Raw genomic sequence first — 18,995 nt, 5'->3', positions numbered from 1 at the left:
GGTGGACGAGATCCTCGGACAAGTTCTTCGCAACGCGGTGTGGGAACGGCTGGACCTGCTCACCGAGCTGGCCAACGAAGCCGACGCCCCGTCCCTCCTGTCGGTGGCACGTTCCGAGCTGCCTCGGTTGACCGAGGGTTGGCGGGCGCTGCTCGCCGCGCACGAACCGGACGAGAAGGGCAACTGCCCCGAGTGCTCCGGACGGTGGCGGCAGCAGAAGAGCCCGTGCTCGGTGTGGCGCGCCGCGTACGAACACCTGGTCGCGGGCGGTTTGGCCCCGCGCCCGGCTCGGCACCTCCGATCGGCGCCGGTGACCCCTCCTGTCACCCGGTCGCGCCGGGGAGTTGTTGCCCGAGCCCACTGACGGGCGGTTCCGACCTGTCGTTCCCCCGACGCGACCAGGTCGAGCACCCGCCTACTGGCCGGCGGTCCGGGACGTGCGAACCCCCGACCGCGACGAACGGACCGCCGGCCGGCCGGACCACAACTGAACACACCTGACATCCGCGGGCCGGTGTTGTGCACACCTTCCCTCCCCGACCGGCACCGGTCCGCGGGCACCACGTCGGCCCCGGTGTCCGCCCCTCCCGCGCGGACACCGGGGCCGTCTCCACGTCTCCGCAGGTCGACCAGTCGCGCCGATCACCTGCCGGGCACGGGAGGCCCGGTCGCCCTTCCTGATCGATGCGGTGGACGACCTGCCACGATCGGCGGGCGGTCGGCGACGCCCCCGCGGTCCGGTGCCGGGCCGGCGGGGCGGGTGCCGGTTCGCGCCGGCTCAGCGGTGCGTCCCGGTCCGCCAGGTGAGGTAGCCGGTCATCGCGGGCGCCACCCGACCCAGCAGGTCGAAGGCCTTCAGCTGCCACGGGAAGACGACCGTCCGGCGGTCCCGCGCCAGCGCTTCCCCGATCCTCGTCGCCACCTGCTCCGGGGTCGCGGTGGGGATCAGGCGGGCGATGGCGGGGATGCGCTCCTCGGCCCCCGGGTTGTTGGCGAAGTACTCGCTGCTCACCTTGCCCGGGATCACCTCGGTCACGCGCACGCCCGTCCCCCTGAGGTCCAGGCGCAGCGCTTCCGTCAAACCCCGCAGGGCGTAGCGGGACGCCGCGTAGGCGGTGGCGCCCGGGATCGGCAGGCGGGAGACCGGGGAGTTCACCACGACCACGGCCGCTTCCGGCTTCGCCCTCAGGCCCGGCAGGAACGCCCTGGTCACGTGGAGCGCCGCGGTGAACGGGAGGGCGATCATGCCGGTCAGCTCGTCGACCGGGGTCTCGTCCAGGAACAGCCAGCGGCCGGCGCCGGCGTTGTTCACCACGACGTCCGCGGCGCCCAGGTGGGCCCGGACGCGGTCGGCCAGGTCGGTCGCCCGGGTCGGGTCGGACAGGTCCGCGGGGAACGCGGCGGCCCGGCCCCCCGACCGGCGGATCGCGTCCACCCGGGCGTCCAGGGCGTCCGCGTTCCTCGCCACCAGGGCGACCACGGCGCCGCGGGCGGCCAGTTCGCGCGCGGTCGCGGCGCCGATGCCCTGCGACGCGCCGGTCACGACCACGATCTTGCCTTGCAGCCTCACGTGCTCCTCCGGGAGAGCTTCACGGGACCGAGCGGACCCTGGTGATGCAGGCGGCGGCGCACAGGGTGGCCACCGCCGACGTGGCGAAGAGCCCCCGGTATCCGCCCAGGGACGCGAGGATGCCGGTGGTCAGGAGGGGCGCCACCACCTGGGGCAGGGAGTTGGCGATGTTCAGCACGCCCAGGTCCTTGGCCCGGTCCGAGGCCGCCGGGAGGACCTGGGTCAGCAGTGCCAGCGCCACGGCCCAGTAGCCGCCGAAGCCGACGCCCAGCAGGGGCGCGGCGACCAGTGCGGCGGTCCAGGTGGGCCACGCGACCAGGAGCAGGGCGGCGACGGCCATGACGGCGGCGGACAGCAGGACGTACGGGCGGCGGCGGCCGGTGCGGTCGGAGTGGGCCCCGATCCACACCGCACCGGCCGTCAGGGCCGTGCCGTAGAGGAGCATCAGGACCAGCAGGCCGTCCTCCGGGGACGGGTGGTGGACGACGTCGCCCAGGAAGTAGAGCAGGTAGAGGGTGCCGAAGGCGTTGCCGAGGTTGATCATGAAGTGCGCGGACCAGGCCCAGGCGAAGTCGGGGTGCTTCCGGGGTGAGACCCACAGCTCGCGGACGCGCAGGGCGGGGCGGGCGGTCTTCGGCAGGCGGGCGTCGGGGGTCGTCAGCACGAAGGCCAGGGCGCCCAGGACGACCACCAGCGCGCACGCGAGGTAGCCGGCGGTCAGGCCGGTGACCAGGAGGGTGACGACGACGGCGCCCAGCACGGTGCCGAGCATCTGCGAGATGCCGACCAGGCCGCCGACCTTGGCGCGCTGCCGCACGGGCACGCGGTCGGGCACGGCGGAGGTGAGGGACGCCAGCATGCCGTTGAGGCCGGCCTGGACCAGGCACCAACCCACGACCAGGGTGGTGACGGACCCGGCGAAGGCGAGGACGACGAGGCCGACCGCGCCCAGGAGGGCGCCGGCGAGGGTCCACGGGTGGCGCCTGCCGAAGCGGGACGTGGTGCGGTCCGACGACAGGCCGATGAGCGGGTTGGCGACCAGCGCCGCGAGGGCCCCCACGCCCATGACCAGGCCGAAGACGGCTTCCTTGGCTGTGGCGTCGAGCAGTTCGGCCTGTTGCGGCAGCAGCACCTGGATGGGCGCGTAGATCGCGAGCCACAGCCCGAGGTTGGCCAGGAACAGCAGCGTCATCCACGACCGGCGGACGGGGACGGCCGGTTCGGCGAGCGCTTCGGCGGGTCCGGTCACCGGGCGATCCGCTCGCGGTACCAGTGGTACGAGGCGCGCGGGGTGCGCTGCTGGGTCCCGTGGTCGACGTGGACGAGGCCGAAGCGCTGGGAGTAGCCGGAGTCCCACTCGAAGTTGTCGATCAGCGACCACACGAAGTAGCCGCGGACGCCGGCGGCGAGGGCGGCGTCGACGTGGCCCTCCAGGTAGGCGATGCGGTCGGTGTCCTGGGGGGTGTGCGGGTAGCTGCACCCGCTCTCCGTCACGTAGACCGGGGGGATGTCGACAAAGCGATCTTTCAACAGGGAGACCACCTCGGTGAGGCCGGCGGGCACGACGGGCCAGCCGAACCCGGTCCTGGGGTACTCGTCGATGTCGACCAGCTCGAACGGCAGCGGGTTGCCCTCGGAGGGCGCGCGCAGCCGGGTGGGGTTGTAGTAGTTGACCCCGTAGAAGTCGAGCGGGGCGGAGATGACGTCGAGGTCGCCGTCGCGCACGGGCAGCCGGTCGACCAGGGAGTCGGGGTAGCGGCCGGCCAGCACGGGGTCGGCGTAGAGCCAGTTGTGCAGGTCGGAGTACGCGCCGGCGGCGTCCGCGTCCGCCTCCGAAGCGGGCCACGCGGGGGTGTGGTTGTTGGCGGTGCCGACGGCGCGGACCCCGGCGGCGCGGAGCGCCTGGACGGCCAGGCCGTGCCCGAGGTTGAGGTGGTGGGCGGTGGGCAGGGCGTCGTAGAGGAGGGCCTTGCCGGGCGCGTGCTGCCCGGTGGCGTAGCCCAGGAGGGTGACCATCGCGGGCTCGTTGACCGGCACCCACATCGCGACGCGGTCGGCGAGGCGCTCGGCGACCACCCCGGCGTACGAGGCGAAGCGCTGCGCGGTGTCGCGGTCGAGCCAGCCGCCGTCGTCCTCGACCGCCTGCGGGGTGTCCCAGTGGTACAGCGTCGCGACGGGGGCGATGCCCGCGGACAGCAGCTCGTCGACGAGCCGGTCGTAGAACGCGAGGTCGCCGGCGAGGACCCTCGGCCACGAGATCGAGAACCGGTAGGCGCCGACGCCGAGGTCCCGCATGAGGTCGACGTCCTCGCGGTACCGGTGGTAGTGGTCGCAGGCGACGGACGCGTCGTGTCCCCCGAACGCGGGAAACGCGTCCCAGGTCGAGGGCTGCCTCCCGGCTGCCGCGAAGGCGCCCTCGATCTGGAACGCCGAGGTCGAGACGCCCCAGAGGAAGTGGTCGGGCAGGGTCACGGGCGCCTCCCAGAACATGAAAGTGATTCGGATCGTAGGCGTGTTGCCTCGCGAAGTGAAGTGGAAAGGTCCAGGACCGGGCACTATGGAATCCCGCAGTCCATCGCCGCAGGAGTCACCGTGACCAGTACGACCCCACTGCGCCGCCAGCCGGTGCAGCAGCGCAGCGCCAAGCGCGTCGAGCGGATGCTCGAAGCCTGCGCCCAGCTCATCGAGGAGGTCGGCTACGACGGGGTCACCACCACGCTCATCGCCGAGCGGGCGGGCGTCGCGGTCGGGTCGCTCTACCAGTTCTTCCCGGACAAGCGGGCCGTGGTGCAGGCGCTGACCCTGCGCAACCTGGAGAAGTTCATCCAGACGGTGGACGGCCGGTTCACGTCCACGACGCTGGAGCACTGGTGGGACGCGGTCGACTCGATCTTCGACGTGTACGTCTCGATGCACCGCGAGGTGCCCGCGTTCTCCAAGCTGCACTTCGGCGACGTCGTCGACCTGCGACTGCTCGACGACCGGCGCGACAACAACACGGTCATCTCCGACCGGATCTCGGAGATGATCTCGACGAAGTTCGACATCCCGCTCGACGAGATCCAGCTGCCGATCTCGATCGCGGTGGAGGCGGCCGACGGCGTGCTCAACCTCGCGTTCCGCCGCGACGCCGCGGGCGACCAGAGGATCCTGGACGAGGCCAAGACCATGGTGCGCGGCTACCTGTCGTCCCGACTGCCCAGCTGACTCACCCGAACGACCTGCCCTCGCCCCGGTACGTGGGCACGGTCCGCTCGACCGCGTCGCCGCGCACCAGGTGGTAGTGCGTGAACCGCTCGGCCGCCTCGCCGGCCTTGGCGTGCCGCATCCACACCCGGTCGCCGAGGCGCAGCGCGTCGGCGGTCTTCCCCGCGACGGGCGTCTGCACCTCGCCCGCCCCCTCCAGCGGCAGCAGCTTCAGCCCCGCCGGCAGGTACGGGGTGGGCTGCCGGTCGGGGGTCGCGGTGCCGGAGGCGATGTACCCGCCGGCGAACAGCGTGGCCACGCCCCGGGCGGGGCGGCGCACGACCGGCAGCGCGAACAGCACGGCGGGCCGGGGCCGGAAGCCCCGGTAGCCGTCGAACAGGGTGGGTCCGACGAGACCGGACCCCGCCGCCAGCTCGGTGACGGACGGGTCGGCGCCGGTGACCTCCAGGCTGCCGGTGCCGCCGCCGTTGACGAACTCCAGCTCGGCGACCTGCCGCACGGCGTGCACGGCCGCGCTCCGGCGCTCGACCAGCTCGGCGACCGAGTGCTTCTGCATCCAGCGCAGCACCGCGCCCCGCAGCGGCTTCCCCGGCGGCTGGTCGCCCAGCCCCGCGACCTGCCCCTCGTACGCCATCACGCCGACCAGCCGGAACCCCGGCCGGCGGGTGATCGCCTCGGCGAGGGCGCGGGCCTGGCGCGCGGTGTGCACCGGTGAGCGGCGCGGCCCGACGTGCAGGCCGGGCAGCGGCCGCCAGGACACGTCCAGCTCCAGGCACACCCGGATCTCGGGGTGGTCCTCCCCCAGCGCCGCGCGCACCAGGTCGAGGTGGTCGGTCGAGTCGACCACGATCGTGACGCGGCGGCGCGCGACCCCGTCGGCGGCCAGCGCCCGCAGTGCGGCGCGGTCGACGGTCGGGTAGGCGACCAGCAGGTCCTCGGACAGGTCGACCGAGGACAGCCACAGCGCCTCGGCCAGCGAGTAGCACATGACGCCCGCGTAGCCGGGCCGGTCGAGGACGCGCTCCAGCAGCGCCCGGACCCGCACCGACTTGCTGGCCACCCGGATCGGCCGCCCGCCGGCGCGCCGGACGAGGTCGTCCGCGTTGCCGTCGAAGGCGTCCAGGTCGACGATCGCGAACGGAGGGTCGAACTCCTTCGTCGCGGCGTCGAGTCGCGTGCGGGGCTGCATGGTCCTCACCGTACTTGAAAGGTGAATTCTTTTCACCTACGGTGCGTGGAACGCGTCACACCGGAGGTGGGCATGGGGTCCCCGTGGACCAACTGGGCGCGCACCGCGTCCGCGAACCCGCACCGGGTGGAGCACCCGGCGAGCGTCGACGAACTGGTCGCCGCCGTCGTCGGCGCGTCCGCCGTGCGACCGCGCGGCAGCGGGCACTCGTTCACGCCCATCGCCGTCGCCCCCGGCGTCGCGATCGACCTGGACGCCTGGACGGGCGTCGTCGACGTCGACGGCCCCCTCGTGACGGTCCGGTCCGGCACGACGTTGCGGCAGCTCAACGCCCTGCTGGACGTGCTGGGCCTGGCCATGGCCAACCTCGGGGACATCGACGCGCAGACCGTCGCGGGCGCCATCTCCACCGGCACCCACGGCACCGGCGCGGCGCTCGGCGGGCTCGCCACCCAGGTCGAGGCGCTGGAACTGGTGCTCGCGGACGGCTCGGTCGCCCGCTGCTCCGCGACCGAGCGGCCCGACCTGTTCCAGGCCGCCCGCGTCGGCCTCGGCGCGCTCGGCGTGATCAGCACCGTCACGCTGCGGTGCGTGCCCGCGTTCGTGCTGCACGCCCGCGAGGCGCCCGGCCGGCTCGACGCCGTGCTGGCGGAGTTCGACCACCTCACCGCCACCGAGGACCACGTGGAGTTCCACTGGTTCCCGCACTCCGACCGGGTGATCCTCAAGCGCAACAACCGGGTCGACGAACCGGCCGCGCCGCTGTCCGCGCTGCGCCGGTTCTACGAGTACGAGGTGATGGAGAACGGCGCGTTCGGCCTGGTCTGCCGGCTGGCCAGGGCGGTGCCGCCCACCACCAGGGCGCTCAACCGGGTGTGCGGGGCGCTGATCGCCGAGCGCGTCTACCGCGACGTGTCCCACCGCGTGTTCACCACGCCCCGCCGGGTCAGGTTCGTGGAGACCGAGTACGCCGTCCCCCGGGCCGCGCTGCACGACGTGCTGCGCGAGCTGCGGACCGCCGTCGACCGGCTCGACCACGGCGTGATCGTGCCCGTGGAGGTGCGGGTCGCGCGGGGCGACGACGTCTGGCTGTCCACCGCGCACGGCCGCGACACCGCCTACGTCGCCGTGCACCAGTACCTCGGGATGCCCCACAAGAGGTACTTCGACGCGTTCGAGCGGATCGCGGGAGCGGTCGGCGGCCGGCCGCACTGGGGCAAGATGCACAGCCTCGCCGCGGCCGACCTGCGCGACCGCTACCCGCGCTTCGACGACTTCCTCCGGGTGCGGGCCGAGGTGGACCCGGAGGGCAAGTTCGCCAACGACCACCTCGACCGCGTGCTGGGCGAGGTCACCCGCAGGGGTCCGGGTCAGAACGCCTCGTCCACCGGGGTGTCGCCGGAGACGACCTCGTAGGTCCGGCGGACCGTCCCCGGCCGGTCCAGCAGGGCCACCAGGACCGCCGCCACGTCGGCGCGCGGTACGGAACCCCGCACCGTCGCGGGCGCCTCGACGACCTCCACGCGGCCGGTCGGCTCGTCGTCGGTCAGCCGCCCCGGCCGCAGGACGGTCCAGTCCAGGTCCCGCTCGCGCAGGTCCTCCTCGGCCGCGCCCTTGGCGCGCAGGTAGGCGTCGAACGCCTCGTCACCCGTGGTCCGGCCGATGCCGGTGCTGCTGACCTGCACGAATCGCCGCACGCCCGCCAGTTCGGCGGCCTGGGCGAACAGGGCCGAAGCGCCCCGGTCGACGGTGTCCTTGCGCGCCGTCCCGCTGCCCGCGCCGGCTCCCGCGGCGAACAGCGCCGCGTCCGCGCCGGCCAGGTACTCGGCGACCGAGGCGGCGTCCGCCGCCTCCAGGTCGCAGTGCACGGGCACCCCGCCCGCATCCGCGACGTCCGCGAAGTGGTCCGGGTTGCGCACCAGCGCCGTGGCGCTGTCGCCCCGCGCGGCCAGCAGCCGCTCGACCAGCAACGCGATCTTGCCGTGCCCACCCGCGATCACCAGACGCATAGCGCGACGGTAGTTCAGCGGGGACCGCCCGGCAGCTCAGGACGCGGTGGCCAGCACCCGCTCGTAGACCAGCTCGTTCACCCAGCGGGTGGTGGCGGTGTCCTCGACCGGCACGGTCTCGTTGCGGCCGGCCACGTCGGTGCTCAGGTTCCGCTCGTCGTCGGCCAGCAGCACCGAGACGCCGTAGCGGCGCACCCGGGGCAGGCAGTTGGCCAGGTAGTCGTGCGTGAACGCGACCGAGGCGGGCAGCACGGCCGCGGCGTTGCCGAAGCGGGCGAAGGGCACCGCGGACGCCAGCGCGGTCCGCCAGTGGCGGGCGACGGCCAGCACGCCGACGATCCGGACCGCGGTGGGCGGCACGCGGCCGTCCATCTCCGGCCACACCCACGTGGACACCGTCGCGCGGTCCGGCTCCGGGGCCGCGCCCAGGCACAGCCGCTCGGCGTGCGCGTCGGCGAGCAGTTCCGCGACCACGATGACCTTGCGCCCCATCAACACCATCTCGGGCAGCACCACGCCGTGCCACCCGAGGCGGATCGCCGCCGCGGCGGCCAGCTCCTCGGTGGAGCCGGGCAGTTCGGGAACGGGAATCGCGGTGGCCGACAACGCCCTGGCGTCGTCGGTGTCCGCGATCCGTGCTGGTGTGCTGGTCACGCCAGGGCCTCCTCGGCAAACCACGGCGGTTCGCCCGCCGCGTTTCGTCTCGTGCTCTGGGTAAGGCGTACCAGTTGGGAACGCGCCCACCGCCCGGTCGACAGCGCTCCTGCGATCGACGGCGTCGAGCGGTCGGTAACCGGTCGAACGCCCCTCGGACGACTTCGGTCCGGCGGTGCTGCCGTCTGGGTGACCCCGGTCGGCGAGGCGACCCGAAAGTCGTGCTCAGGGTGTCCCCGCCCCGCCTGGAATACCCCGCCGGCAGCCCGTCGAACCCGCACCCGCGACCGCATCGCCGACCGCTCGCCGCGCCAGAACGACCGACCACCCCCGTTGCGCCCACGAACGGCCGCGGCCGTTCGGGTGACTGAGATCACGTGGTCGCGGGGGGCGTGGAAGATCACCCGGAGAACGCGCGAAAACGACCAAGTCCCACCCACTGCACGTGGGTGGGACTTGGTCGTATGGTGGGCGAGGGGGGAGTTGAACCCCCACGTCCTTTCGGACACACGGACCTGAACCGTGCGCGTCTGCCATTCCGCCACTCGCCCGTAGCGACGAGAGGAACATTAGCACGGCCTCCGACCGAGTTACCAATCGCCCCGTGTACCGGCACGTCACCCCGGATACGATCGGCACTGGAAGTCGACCGAGTCGGAGGGTTGCCGTGGGCCTCGTACAGCGCTTCGAGCGCCGTCTCGAAGGCATCGTCGGCAACACCTTCGCCAGGGTGTTCGGCGGCAACGTCGTCCCGCAGGAGGTCGCACAGGCGCTCCAGCGGGAGGCCGAGGGCAACATCCGCGAGTTGGCGGGTGGCCGCTTGCTCGCCCCGAACCACTTCAAGGTCCTGTTGGGCCCGCAGGACCACGACCGGCTTGCCGGGGACGGCCAGGATGAACTACGCATCACCCAGCTTCTCGGGGACTCCGTCCGGGAGCACCTCGAAGAGAGCGGATGGGACACCTATGGTGACGTCGTAGTCTCCCTGGAGCGCTCCGACGCGCTGCACACGGGACAGTTCCGAACCAGCTCGTCCGTCGACCCCGACGTGAAAGTGGCCAGCCGACGGTCAGCACCACCTCGCACTTCTGGAGACGCTTCCATGAGCCAGCCTCCCGGCTACGGACAAGGACAGGGCCAGCCCGGCTACGACCCCTACGCCCAGGGCGGCTACGGCCAGCAGCAGGGCTACGAGCAGGGTTACGGCCAGCAGCAGCCCGGCTACGACCAGCAGCAGCAGGGTTACGGCCAGCAGCCCGGCTACGACCAGGGCTACGGGCAGCAGCCCGGCTACGGCCAGCCCGGCTACGACCAGGGCTACGGCCAGCAGGGTTACGACCAGGGCTACGGCCAGCAGCAGCAGGGCTACGACCAGGGTTACGGGCAGCAGCCCGGCTACGACCAGGGCTACGGCCAGCAGCAGCCCGGCTACGAGCAGGGCTACGGGCAGCAGCAGCCCGGTTACGGCCAGCCCGGCTACGACCAGGGCTATGGGCAGCAGCCCGGCTACGACCAGGGCTACGCCCCGCCGGCGGTCCAGTCGGGTCCCCGCCAGCTGAACGCCACGCTGCACCTGGACGACGGCTCGAACCGCACCTACAACCTCAAGCAGGGCGGCAACGTGGTCGGTCGCGGCCAGGAAGCCGACTTCCGGCTTCCGGACACCGGCGTCTCCAGGAGGCACCTGGAGATCACCTGGGACGGGCACAGTGCGATGCTCGCTGATCTCGGTTCGACAAACGGCACCACGGTGAACGGCACCCCAGTGCAGACTTGGCAGCTCGCGGAAGGCGACGTCGTCCGCATCGGCCACTCCTCGCTGGTGTTCCGCACCGCGGGCTGAGCGTCCGAATTCGGCGTGGCGTGACGGCACTCAAGTCAGGAGCGGTTACAACCGGTGCCAGAGCTGGTGATGCAGCTGACCAGAGCAGGTTTCCTCATCCTGCTCTGGTTGTTCGTGTTGGCTGCCCTTCGAGTGGTCCGCTCCGACCTCTACGCGGCGTCGGGGCTCCGCGTCCCGACGCCGAAGTTCGGCAGAGGCGCTAAGAAAGACGTGCGGGGCAACAAGGCTGCCCGGCAGCTCGTCGTCACCCACGGCGCGCTGGCGGGCACCCGCATCTCCCTGGACGGTCGGCCCATCCTGATCGGGCGCGCCGACGACTCCACACTCGTGCTGGACGACGACTTCGCGTCGACCCGGCACGCACGCCTGTCGATGCGCGGCACCGACTGGTACGTGGAGGACCTGGGCTCCACGAACGGCACATACCTCGACCGGGCGAAGGTCACGGCCCCCCTCCGGGTCCCGCTCGGCTCCCCGATCCGAATCGGCAAAACGGTGATCGAGCTGCGCTCATGACCCTCGTCCTTCGATACGCGGCCCGCAGCGACCGGGGCCTGGTGCGCTCGAACAACCAGGACTCCGTGTACGCGGGCCCCCGCCTGCTCGCGCTCGCCGACGGCATGGGCGGCCACGCCGCGGGCGAGGTCGCCAGCAAGGTGGTCATCGCCGCCCTGGCCCCGCTCGACGACGACGAGCCCGGCGACGACCTGCTCGGCCAGCTGCGCGACGCGGTGATCGCCGGCAACGGCGCGATCTCCGAGCTCGTGCAGAGCGACCCCGACCTGGACGGCATGGGCACCACGCTCACCGCCGTGCTGTTCGCGGGCACCCGGCTCGGCATGGTGCACATCGGCGACTCGCGCGCCTACATGCTGCGCAACGGCACCTTCACGCAGATCACGCACGACGACACGTTCGTGCAGTCCTTGATCGACGAGGGCCGGATCACCGAGGAGGAGGCGGCCACGCACCCGCAGCGCTCGCTGCTGCTGCGCGCGCTGACCGGCCACGAGGTGGAGCCGAGGCTGATGGTGCGGGAGGCCCGGCCGGGCGACCGCTACCTGCTGTGCTCGGACGGCCTGTCCGGCGTCGTGAGCATGGAGACGCTGGAGGAGGCCATCCGCATCCCGGACCCGCAGGCGTGCGCGGACCGGATGATCGAGCTGGCGCTCAAGGGCGGCGGTCCCGACAACGTCACGGTGGTCATCGCCGACGTGGTCGACGTCGACTTCGGCGACGACGCCCCGATAGTGGGCGGCGCCGCCGGGGACGGCAGCGAGGGCCCGCCGCCACCCGACTCGCCCGCCTCTCGGGCGAGTTCGATCACGGGGCCGAGGCCCGCCCCGCCGCGGGTCGACCCCGCGCAACCGCCACCGGACCCCCGGCGGCGGCGCGGTCACCGGCTCAAGGCGTTCGCGCTGGTCCTGTTCGTGATCCTGCTGCTGGTCGCGGCGGGCCTGGGCACGCGCTGGTACGTGCTGCGCCAGTACTACGTGGGCGTGGGCGACACCGGCGAGGTGTCGGTGTTCCGCGGTGTCACCGGCAGCGTGTTCGGCTTCGACCTGCACTCCCGGGTCGAGGGCTCGTGCCCGCCCGGCGCGCAGGCGTGCGAACCGATCGGCGTGGACGACCTGAAGGTCGCCATCCGGGACGTGGTGCGCAACGGCATCACCGACGTGGACGGCATCGAGGGCGCCCGGGAGGCGATCCGCCGGCTGCGCACCGAGCAGACGCTGCGGCTCTGCCCGCCGGACGCGGAGGCGACCACGACGACCACCGCGGCCACGCCGACGACCACCACCACACCGGTCGACGCGCTCCCCGAGGGGGCGACCTCGACCGAGACGACCACCACGACCACCACTCCGGAGGGGACTCCCCTCACCACGCCCGTGCCGAAACCGGGTACGGACTGCCGAAAGGGTCAGTAGTCGCATGGGTTCGCCGGTCCCCGGAGCGGAGGGCACACCGCTCGCGGCGGCGAGCAGCACGTCGCCCGGTCTGAAACCGCCCACGAGACGCGGCACCGAACTCTTCATGCTCGGGTTCGCCGCCGTGCTCGTCACGGGCGCCCTGATCCTGGTCGAGGCCAACCAGGAGAAGGAGCTGACCATGCGCATCGTGTGGCTCGGCCTCGCCTACCTGGGCCTGCTGACCGTGGCGCACCTCGCGGTGCGCCGGTGGGCCCCGTACGCCGACCCGGTGATCCTGCCGTGCGTCGCGCTGCTCAACGGCCTCGGCCTGGTCATGATCCACCGGATCGACCTGGCGATGGCCGACGTGAAGTTCCCGAACGGGGAGCTCTGGGACCCGGCGGCGGGCAAGCAGGTGCTGTGGACCGCCATCGCGCTCGTGCTGTTCTGCACGGTGCTGAAGGTGCTGTCCGACCACCGCACGCTCGCCCGCTACGGGTACACGTTCGGCTTCCTCGGCCTGATCGCGCTGGTGCTGCCCGGTGTGCTGCCGAGCTTCATCGCGCCCGAGATCAACGGTGCGAAGATCTGGCTGAGCTTCGGCGCGTTCTCCATCCAGCCGGGCGAGTTCGCGAAGATCCTGCTGATGGTCTTCTTCGCCGCGTTCCTGGTGTCGAAGCGGGACCTGTTCACCATCGCGGGCCGCCGGGTGCTGGGCCTGGACCTGCCGCGCGCGCGGGACCTGGGTCCGCTGATCGCCGCGTGGGCGGTCGGCGTGAGCATCATGGTGCTCCAGAAGGACCTGGGCTCGTCCCTGCTGTTCTTCGGCATCGTGCTGGTGCTGCTGTACGTGGCCACCGAGCGCGCGGCGTGGGTCGTGCTGGGCGTGGTCATGTTCTGCGTGGGCGCGTTCGTGGCGTGGAAGCTGTTCGGCCACGTGCAGGTCCGCGTGGACAACTGGCTGGACCCGTTCGCCGACCCGTACGGCAAGGGCCACCAGATCCTCCAGTCGCTGTTCGGCCTGGGCACGGGCGGCCTGTTCGGCGCCGGCCTGGGCGGCGGGCGGCCGGACGAGATCCCCGAGGCCAACACCGACTTCATCACCGCCGTGATCGGCGAGGAGCTGGGCTTCGTCGGCCTGGCCGCGGTGCTGCTGATCTACACCGTGCTCGCGCTGCGCGGCCTGCGGACGGCGCTGGCCGTGCGGGACACGTTCGGCAAGCTGCTCGGCGGCGGCCTCGCGTTCGCCGTGGCGTTCCAGATCTTCATCATCGTCGGCGGCGTGACGAAGCTGATCCCGATGACGGGCATCACCGCGCCGTTCCTGTCCAAGGGCGGCTCGTCGCTGCTGGCGAACTACATCCTGGTGGCGCTGCTGCTGCGGATCTCCGACGCGGCGCGGGCGCCCAAGACGACCCCGAAGCCGAGGCCGCAGCAGCCGGCCATCGCCGACCAGTTCACAGTCATGGTGGAGCGTCCCAAATGAACACACCGCTCCGCCGGGTCGGCCTCGCCATGATGGCGCTGATGGTGCTGCTGCTGGGCAACGCCACGTACGTGCAGGTCATCAAGGCCGACGACTACCGCAAGAACCCGCTGAACTCGCGGGTCATCCTGGACCAGTACTCCCGGGAACGCGGCCAGATCATCGCCTCCGACGGCACGCCGCTGGCCGCCGTGCAGCGGACCGACGACCGCCTGGAGTACCTGCGGACGTACGCCAACGGGCCGGTGTACGCGCCGGTCACCGGCTACTTCTCGCTGATCTACGGCACGGGCGGCCTGGAGCGCGCCGAGGACGACCTGCTCAACGGGTCGGACGACCGGCTGTTCGCGCGCCGCCTGTCGGACCTGATCACGGGCCGCGACCCCAAGGGCGGCAACATCCAGCTCACCATCGACGCGAAGCTCCAGCAGACGGCGTACGAGCAGTTGTCGAGCCAGGGCCTGACCGGCACGGTGGTGGCGATCAAGCCGCAGACCGGGGAGATCCTGGCGATGGCCAGCACCCCGTCCTACGACCCGAACGAGCTGGCCAGCCACGACGGGGACGTGCAGGAAGAGGCGTGGCTGCGGCTCAACGAGGACGAGTCCGAGCCGATGCTCAACCGCGCGGTGCGCCAGACCTACCCGCCCGGCTCGACGTTCAAGCTGGTCGTGACGGCCGCGGCGCTCGCCGAGGGCAAGACCAAGGAGAGCGAGGTCGACGGCAGGCCGTCGATCACGCTGCCCGGCACGAACACGCAGCTGCCGAACTTCAACGACACGATCTGCGGCAACGGCGTCACGGCCACGTTGCAGGAGGCGCTGGCGAAGTCGTGCAACACGGCGTTCGCGGTGCTGGCCAACGAGCTGGGCCCGGACAAGCTGCGCGACCAGGCGGCGAAGTTCGGCATCGGCGAGCAGGACCTGGAGATCCCGCTGCCGGTGGTGCCGTCCGGCCTGGGCGAGATGTCGGACAAGCCGTCGGTGTACCAGGCGGGCATCGGCCAGAAGGACGTCCGCGTCACGCCGCTGGCCAACGCGGTGATGGCGGCGACCATCGCCAACGGCGGCGTGCGGATGCAGCCGCACCTGGTGCAGAAGGTCCTGGCCGCCGACTTCGAGGCGATCAGCGAGACCAGCCCGGACGAGGTCGACGAGGCGATGGAGCCGGAGCACGCCTCCATGCTGCGCGACATGATGATCGCGTCGGAGAACAACACGTCGGGCGGCGGCAAGCTGTCCGGCGTGCAGATCGCGTCGAAGACCGGGACCGCCGAGCACGGCGAGGACGTGAAGTCGACCAAGCCGCACGCCTGGTACGTCGCCTTCGCGCCGGCCCAGGACCCGCAGATCGCCATCGCGGTGATCGTGGAGAACGGTGGTCAGGCGGGTCTCGCCGCCACCGGTGGCCGGGTCGCGGCGCCGATCGGCCGCGCGGTCATCGGCGCCTACCTCGGGGGACGCTGATGCTGACCTCCGGCCAGTTGCTCGCCGACCGGTACCGCCTGGGCAAGCGGATCGCCGTCGGCGGCATGGGCGAGGTCTGGGAGGCCGACGACACCCGGCTCGACCGCCGGGTCGCGGTGAAGGTGCTCAAGGCGGAGCTGTCGGGGGACGCGGAGTTCCTCAACCGGTTCCGCATCGAGGCGCGCACCACGGCGTCGTTGAACCACCCGGGCATCGCCTCGGTGCACGACTACGGCGAGACCGCGTCGGTGCCGGACGGGCCGGAGGACACCGCCTACCTGGTGATGGAGCTGGTCGAGGGCGAGCCGCTGGCGGCGGTCATCGCGCGCGGCAGGCTCAACGCGGACCGCACGCTCGACGTGCTGGAGCAGGCGGGCAACGCGTTGCAGGCCGCGCACGAGCGGGGTCTCGTGCACCGGGACGTGAAGCCTGGCAACATCCTGGTGACGCCCTCGGGCAAGGTGAAGATCACCGACTTCGGCATCGCGAAGGCCGCCGACGCGGCGCCGGTGACGCACAGCGGCATGGTGATGGGCACCGCCCACTACATCGCGCCGGAGCAGGCCCTGGGGCACGCGGCGGAACCCGCGTCGGACGTGTACGCGCTGGCCGTGTGCGGTTACGAGTGCCTGACCGGGCACCGGCCGTTCCTGTCGGAGAACGCGGTGACGGTCGCGATGATGCACATCCGCGACATGGCGCCGCCGCTGCCGCCGGACGTGCCGCCGGGTCCGCGCGCGCTGATCGAGGCGACGCTGGTGAAGGACCCGCGGCAGCGGTACCGCAACGGCGGCGAGTTCGCGTCGGCGGTGAGCGCGGTGCGGGCGGGCCAGCCGCTGCCGGCGCCGTCGGGGCTGGCCATGGCGGTCGGCGGTCAGCCGATGGGGCAGCCCTTGGGCCAGCAGCAGCTCGGGCAGCCGATGACGCCGCCGCAGCAGCAGCCGCAGCTCAACCCCGCCCAGCTCAACCCCGCCCAGATGAACTCGGCGCAGATGAACTCGGCGCAGATGGCCCCGCCGCAGCACACCCACCCCGGCGTGCCGGCGAGCCACCCGGGGTCCCGGCCGGGCATGCAACCGGTGCCATCGGGTATGAACACTCCGCACACGGGCGCTTTCCGTCCGTTGCCGCCGGCCCCGGGCCCACCGGGGCGCAACCGTGCGCTTCTGTGGGTTATGGTCGCTGTGCTGGTGGCCGTATTGCTGGTGCTCGGCGTGGTGGTCGTGCGCGCCCTGAACGACGACGAGGTCCCCGGCGGTGCGAGCGGGCAGGGCACGACGAGCGCCCGACCGCTGGACGACTCCACCGATCGGCTCCCCGGAAAACCGAAGGTGACGATCACGAAGTCGGACTACGTCGACCTGCCGGTGGACGAGGTCGTGAAGAAGCTGTCCGGGCACGGCTTGGAGCCCGAGGTGCACTCCGTGGACGGGGGCGCGCCGGGTGACGAGGCGAGGTGCCTGGTGTCGGACGTGGCGCCGACCGGTGAGGTTGCGATCGGCTCGCGGGTCACGGTGACCTGTGTACCGACATGAGGCCGAAACGGTGCGAACGGACCGGAGCGGCAGGCACGCGAAGGCAAGGCGTGAAGGTGAGACCGTTGACGAGGAGCGGGACGAAGCACTGATGAGCACTCCGCGACTGCTCTCCAACCGCTACGAACTGGGTGAGACGCTCGGCTACGGCGGTATGTCGGAGGTGCACAAGGGCCGGGACGTCCGGCTCGGCCGCGACGTCGCCATCAAGGTGCTGCGCGCTGACCTCGCCCGGGACGCCCAGTTCCAGGAGCGGTTTCGCCGGGAGGCGCAGAACTCCGCGGCGTTGAACCACCCCGCGATCGTCGCCGTCTACGACACGGGCGAGACGCAGACCGAGTACGGACCGCTGCCCTACATCGTCATGGAGTTCGTCGACGGCCGGACGCTGCGCGACATCGTCAAGACGCAGGGCCCGCTGTCGGGCAAGCGCGCCATGGAGGTCATGGCGGACGTGTCGGCGGCGCTGGACTTCAGCCACCGGCACGGCATCGTGCACCGGGACGTGAAGCCCGCCAACGTGATGATCACGAAGTCCGGCGCGGTGAAGGTGATGGACTTCGGCATCGCCCGCGCCGTGCACGACGGCCAGGCGGCCGTCACCCAGACCGCTGCGGTCATAGGAACCGCCCAGTACCTGTCGCCCGAGCAGGCGCGCGGTGAGGCCGTCGACGGCCGCTCCGACGTGTACGCGTCGGGTTGCGTGCTGTTCGAGCTGCTGACCGGGGAGCCCCCGTTCACCGGTGACTCGCCCGTGGCCGTGGCCTACCAGCACGTGCGCGAGGAGCCGAAGTCGCCGTCGTCGCTGAACCCCAAGGTGACGCCCGCGCTGGACGCGATCGTGCTCAAGGCGATGGCCAAGGGCCCGGCGAACCGCTACCAGTCGGCCGCCGAGATGCGCGCCGACCTGGTGCGCGTGCTGTCGGGGCAGCGGCCGACCGCGCCGGCCGTGATGACGGCCGAGGAGCGCACCGCGATGCTGAACCAGTCGTCGCCGGCGCGCACCGAGGTGGTCAGCGGCGGTGGTGGCCGGCACCGGCCGCAGGGGCAGCGCGACGAGCCCGCCGAGTACGACCCGCTGTCCGAGGAGGAGGCGGAGCGCCGCGCCCGGCGCAAGAAGGCGATCATGATCGCGGTGGTCGTCGCGCTGTGCGTCGCGGTGCTCGCGCTCGCCACGTGGATCACCACGACGCTGATGGGCGACGACGACCCGGGCGCAGGGCCGATCGACAAGGTCTCGGTGCCCTCCGTGGTCGACATGACGCAGGCCGCCGCGAACGCCGCGATCCAGGACGCCGGCCTCCTGCCGCAGGTGGAGCTGGTGCCGTGCCAGCCGGGCGCGGCGATCCCGTGCACCGCGGAGCAGATCGGCAAGGTCGTGCAGACCGACCCGCCCGCCAACCGCGAGGTCGAGAAGCGCAGCTCGGTGAAGCTGTTCATCGGCAAGGCCGCCGACCAGGTCGAGGTGCCGAGCGTCGCGGGGCTGAGCCCGGCGGAGGCGCAGAAGAAGCTGGAGGCCGAGCAGTGGGGCTTCCAGCAGAGCACCGAGACGGTCGAGGTCAGCGACCCCGGCCTGGTCGGGAAGGTCGCGCAGCAGACGCCGACGCCCGGCACGAAGGCGCCCAAGGGCAGCACCGTCACCGTGGTCCTGGGCAAGGCGCCGGACGACGTGCAGCTGCCGGACGTGACGGGGCAGACCGCCGACAACGCCCGCGCCACGCTGGAGGGCAGCGGCTTCAAGGTGCAGGTCAAGGAAGTCGACAGCGCCGTGGACCAGGGCGAGGTCGTGGCGCAGAACCCGGCGCCGGGTCGGGTGGACAAGGGGACCCTCGTCACGCTGAGCGTGTCGAAGGAGAACCAGTTCATCATGCCCGACCTGCGCGGGATGACCGAGAACCAGGCCCGGACGAAGCTCAACCAGGCCGGGTGGACGGGCAACGACCTCGTGGTCAGCGACAAGGAGCCGACCACGGACATCTCGCAGCGGGACAAGATCCTGGACCAGGAGATCAAGCCGAACACGCCCGCGGCGAAGACCGCGCGGATCAACGTGATCCTGGCCGAGTTCGGCGTGGGCGGCGGGCCGCCGACGACCACCACGAGGTGAGCGTGCGAAGAGGGCC

Annotated in this window: 16 protein-coding genes and 1 tRNA gene; 10 read left to right on the top strand and 7 right to left on the bottom strand. The window is 72.1% G+C overall.

Features of this window, described 5'->3' with window-relative positions; all coding sequences use genetic code 11:
- The first annotated feature begins 1 nt into the window (after position 1).
- A complete protein-coding gene (locus tag J2S66_RS29045) occupies positions 2-364 on the top strand; it encodes a hypothetical protein (RefSeq protein ID WP_310310641.1) in 363 nt (120 codons plus the stop codon).
- 414 nt (positions 365-778) lie between these two features.
- On the opposite strand, the gene J2S66_RS29040 is transcribed toward J2S66_RS29045, so the two are convergent.
- From J2S66_RS29040 to J2S66_RS29030, 3 genes are read right to left on the bottom strand one after another with little or no spacing between them, the layout of a single operon-like run.
- A complete protein-coding gene (locus J2S66_RS29040) occupies positions 779-1,570 on the bottom strand; it encodes an SDR family NAD(P)-dependent oxidoreductase (RefSeq protein ID WP_310310638.1) in 792 nt (263 codons plus the stop codon).
- 19 nt (positions 1,571-1,589) lie between these two features.
- A complete protein-coding gene (locus J2S66_RS29035; protein ID WP_310315152.1) occupies positions 1,590-2,762 on the bottom strand; it encodes an MFS transporter in 1,173 nt (390 codons plus the stop codon).
- 53 nt (positions 2,763-2,815) lie between these two features.
- Positions 2,816-4,060, bottom strand: coding sequence for a glycoside hydrolase family 1 protein (locus J2S66_RS29030; RefSeq protein WP_310310635.1), 1,245 nt, complete (start codon positions 4,058-4,060; stop codon positions 2,816-2,818).
- A 102-nt stretch (positions 4,061-4,162) separates the two neighbouring features.
- Between J2S66_RS29030 and J2S66_RS29025 the strand changes: the two genes are divergently transcribed.
- Positions 4,163-4,777 carry a TetR/AcrR family transcriptional regulator gene (locus tag J2S66_RS29025; protein WP_310310630.1) on the top strand — a complete coding sequence of 205 codons (615 nt, stop codon included), beginning with the start codon at positions 4,163-4,165 and terminating at the stop codon, positions 4,775-4,777.
- A 1-nt stretch (position 4,778) separates the two neighbouring features.
- On the opposite strand, the gene J2S66_RS29020 is transcribed toward J2S66_RS29025, so the two are convergent.
- The gene (locus tag J2S66_RS29020) at positions 4,779-5,966 is read right to left on the bottom strand and encodes an amino acid deaminase/aldolase (RefSeq protein ID WP_310310628.1); all 1,188 of its coding nucleotides are present in this window, start codon (positions 5,964-5,966) and stop codon (positions 4,779-4,781) included.
- A gap of 72 nt (positions 5,967-6,038) precedes the next feature.
- On the opposite strand from J2S66_RS29020, the gene J2S66_RS29015 reads away from it, so the two are divergent.
- Positions 6,039-7,382, top strand: a complete 1,344-nt coding sequence (locus tag J2S66_RS29015) for a D-arabinono-1,4-lactone oxidase (RefSeq protein ID WP_310315149.1) — start codon at positions 6,039-6,041, stop codon at positions 7,380-7,382.
- Here J2S66_RS29015 and J2S66_RS29010 read toward each other — a convergent pair.
- From J2S66_RS29010 to J2S66_RS29000, 3 genes are all read right to left on the bottom strand, one after another.
- The gene (locus J2S66_RS29010) at positions 7,337-7,975 is read right to left on the bottom strand and encodes an NAD(P)H-binding protein (RefSeq protein WP_310310625.1); all 639 of its coding nucleotides are present in this window, start codon (positions 7,973-7,975) and stop codon (positions 7,337-7,339) included. The genes J2S66_RS29015 and J2S66_RS29010 overlap by 46 nt on opposite strands.
- A gap of 36 nt (positions 7,976-8,011) precedes the next feature.
- On the bottom strand, positions 8,012-8,629 hold the full coding sequence (locus J2S66_RS29005) for a hypothetical protein (protein WP_310310622.1): 618 nt from the start codon (positions 8,627-8,629) through the stop codon (positions 8,012-8,014).
- A gap of 465 nt (positions 8,630-9,094) precedes the next feature.
- A tRNA-Leu gene (locus J2S66_RS29000) sits at positions 9,095-9,180 on the bottom strand.
- A gap of 116 nt (positions 9,181-9,296) precedes the next feature.
- Between J2S66_RS29000 and J2S66_RS28995 the strand changes: the two genes are divergently transcribed.
- The 7 genes from J2S66_RS28995 (at position 9,297) to pknB (ending at position 18,979) form a co-directional block, all read left to right on the top strand.
- The gene (locus J2S66_RS28995) at positions 9,297-10,472 is read left to right on the top strand and encodes an FHA domain-containing protein (RefSeq protein WP_310310620.1); all 1,176 of its coding nucleotides are present in this window, start codon (positions 9,297-9,299) and stop codon (positions 10,470-10,472) included.
- A 54-nt stretch (positions 10,473-10,526) separates the two neighbouring features.
- Positions 10,527-10,988 (top strand): FHA domain-containing protein FhaB/FipA, encoded by a 462-nt coding sequence (locus tag J2S66_RS28990; protein ID WP_306744158.1) that lies wholly within the window; start codon positions 10,527-10,529, stop codon positions 10,986-10,988.
- Positions 10,985-12,403: a PP2C family protein-serine/threonine phosphatase gene (locus J2S66_RS28985; protein ID WP_310310618.1), complete on the top strand. Its 1,419-nt coding sequence runs from the start codon at positions 10,985-10,987 to the stop codon at positions 12,401-12,403. Before J2S66_RS28990 ends, J2S66_RS28985 begins: the two co-directional genes overlap by 4 nt.
- Positions 12,404-12,407: 4 nt before the next feature.
- Positions 12,408-13,871, top strand: coding sequence for an FtsW/RodA/SpoVE family cell cycle protein (locus J2S66_RS28980; RefSeq protein ID WP_306744156.1), 1,464 nt, complete (start codon positions 12,408-12,410; stop codon positions 13,869-13,871).
- Entirely contained in the window at positions 13,868-15,337 is a 1,470-nt protein-coding gene (locus J2S66_RS28975; protein WP_310310614.1) for a peptidoglycan D,D-transpeptidase FtsI family protein, read from the top strand. The genes J2S66_RS28980 and J2S66_RS28975 overlap by 4 nt, the downstream gene beginning before the upstream one ends.
- Positions 15,337-16,872: a serine/threonine-protein kinase gene (locus J2S66_RS28970; RefSeq protein WP_310310612.1), complete on the top strand. Its 1,536-nt coding sequence runs from the start codon at positions 15,337-15,339 to the stop codon at positions 16,870-16,872. Before J2S66_RS28975 ends, J2S66_RS28970 begins: the two co-directional genes overlap by 1 nt.
- 91 nt (positions 16,873-16,963) lie before the next feature.
- A complete protein-coding gene (gene pknB / locus J2S66_RS28965) occupies positions 16,964-18,979 on the top strand; it encodes a Stk1 family PASTA domain-containing Ser/Thr kinase (RefSeq protein WP_310310610.1) in 2,016 nt (671 codons plus the stop codon).
- The last annotated feature ends 16 nt before the right edge of the window (positions 18,980-18,995 follow it).

Source organism: Saccharothrix longispora, from assembly GCF_031455225.1.
Classification (GTDB): domain Bacteria; phylum Actinomycetota; class Actinomycetes; order Mycobacteriales; family Pseudonocardiaceae; genus Actinosynnema; species Actinosynnema longispora.
Note: the sequence above shows the minus strand (reverse complement) of the source record. Positions and strands in the feature narration are given on the sequence as shown.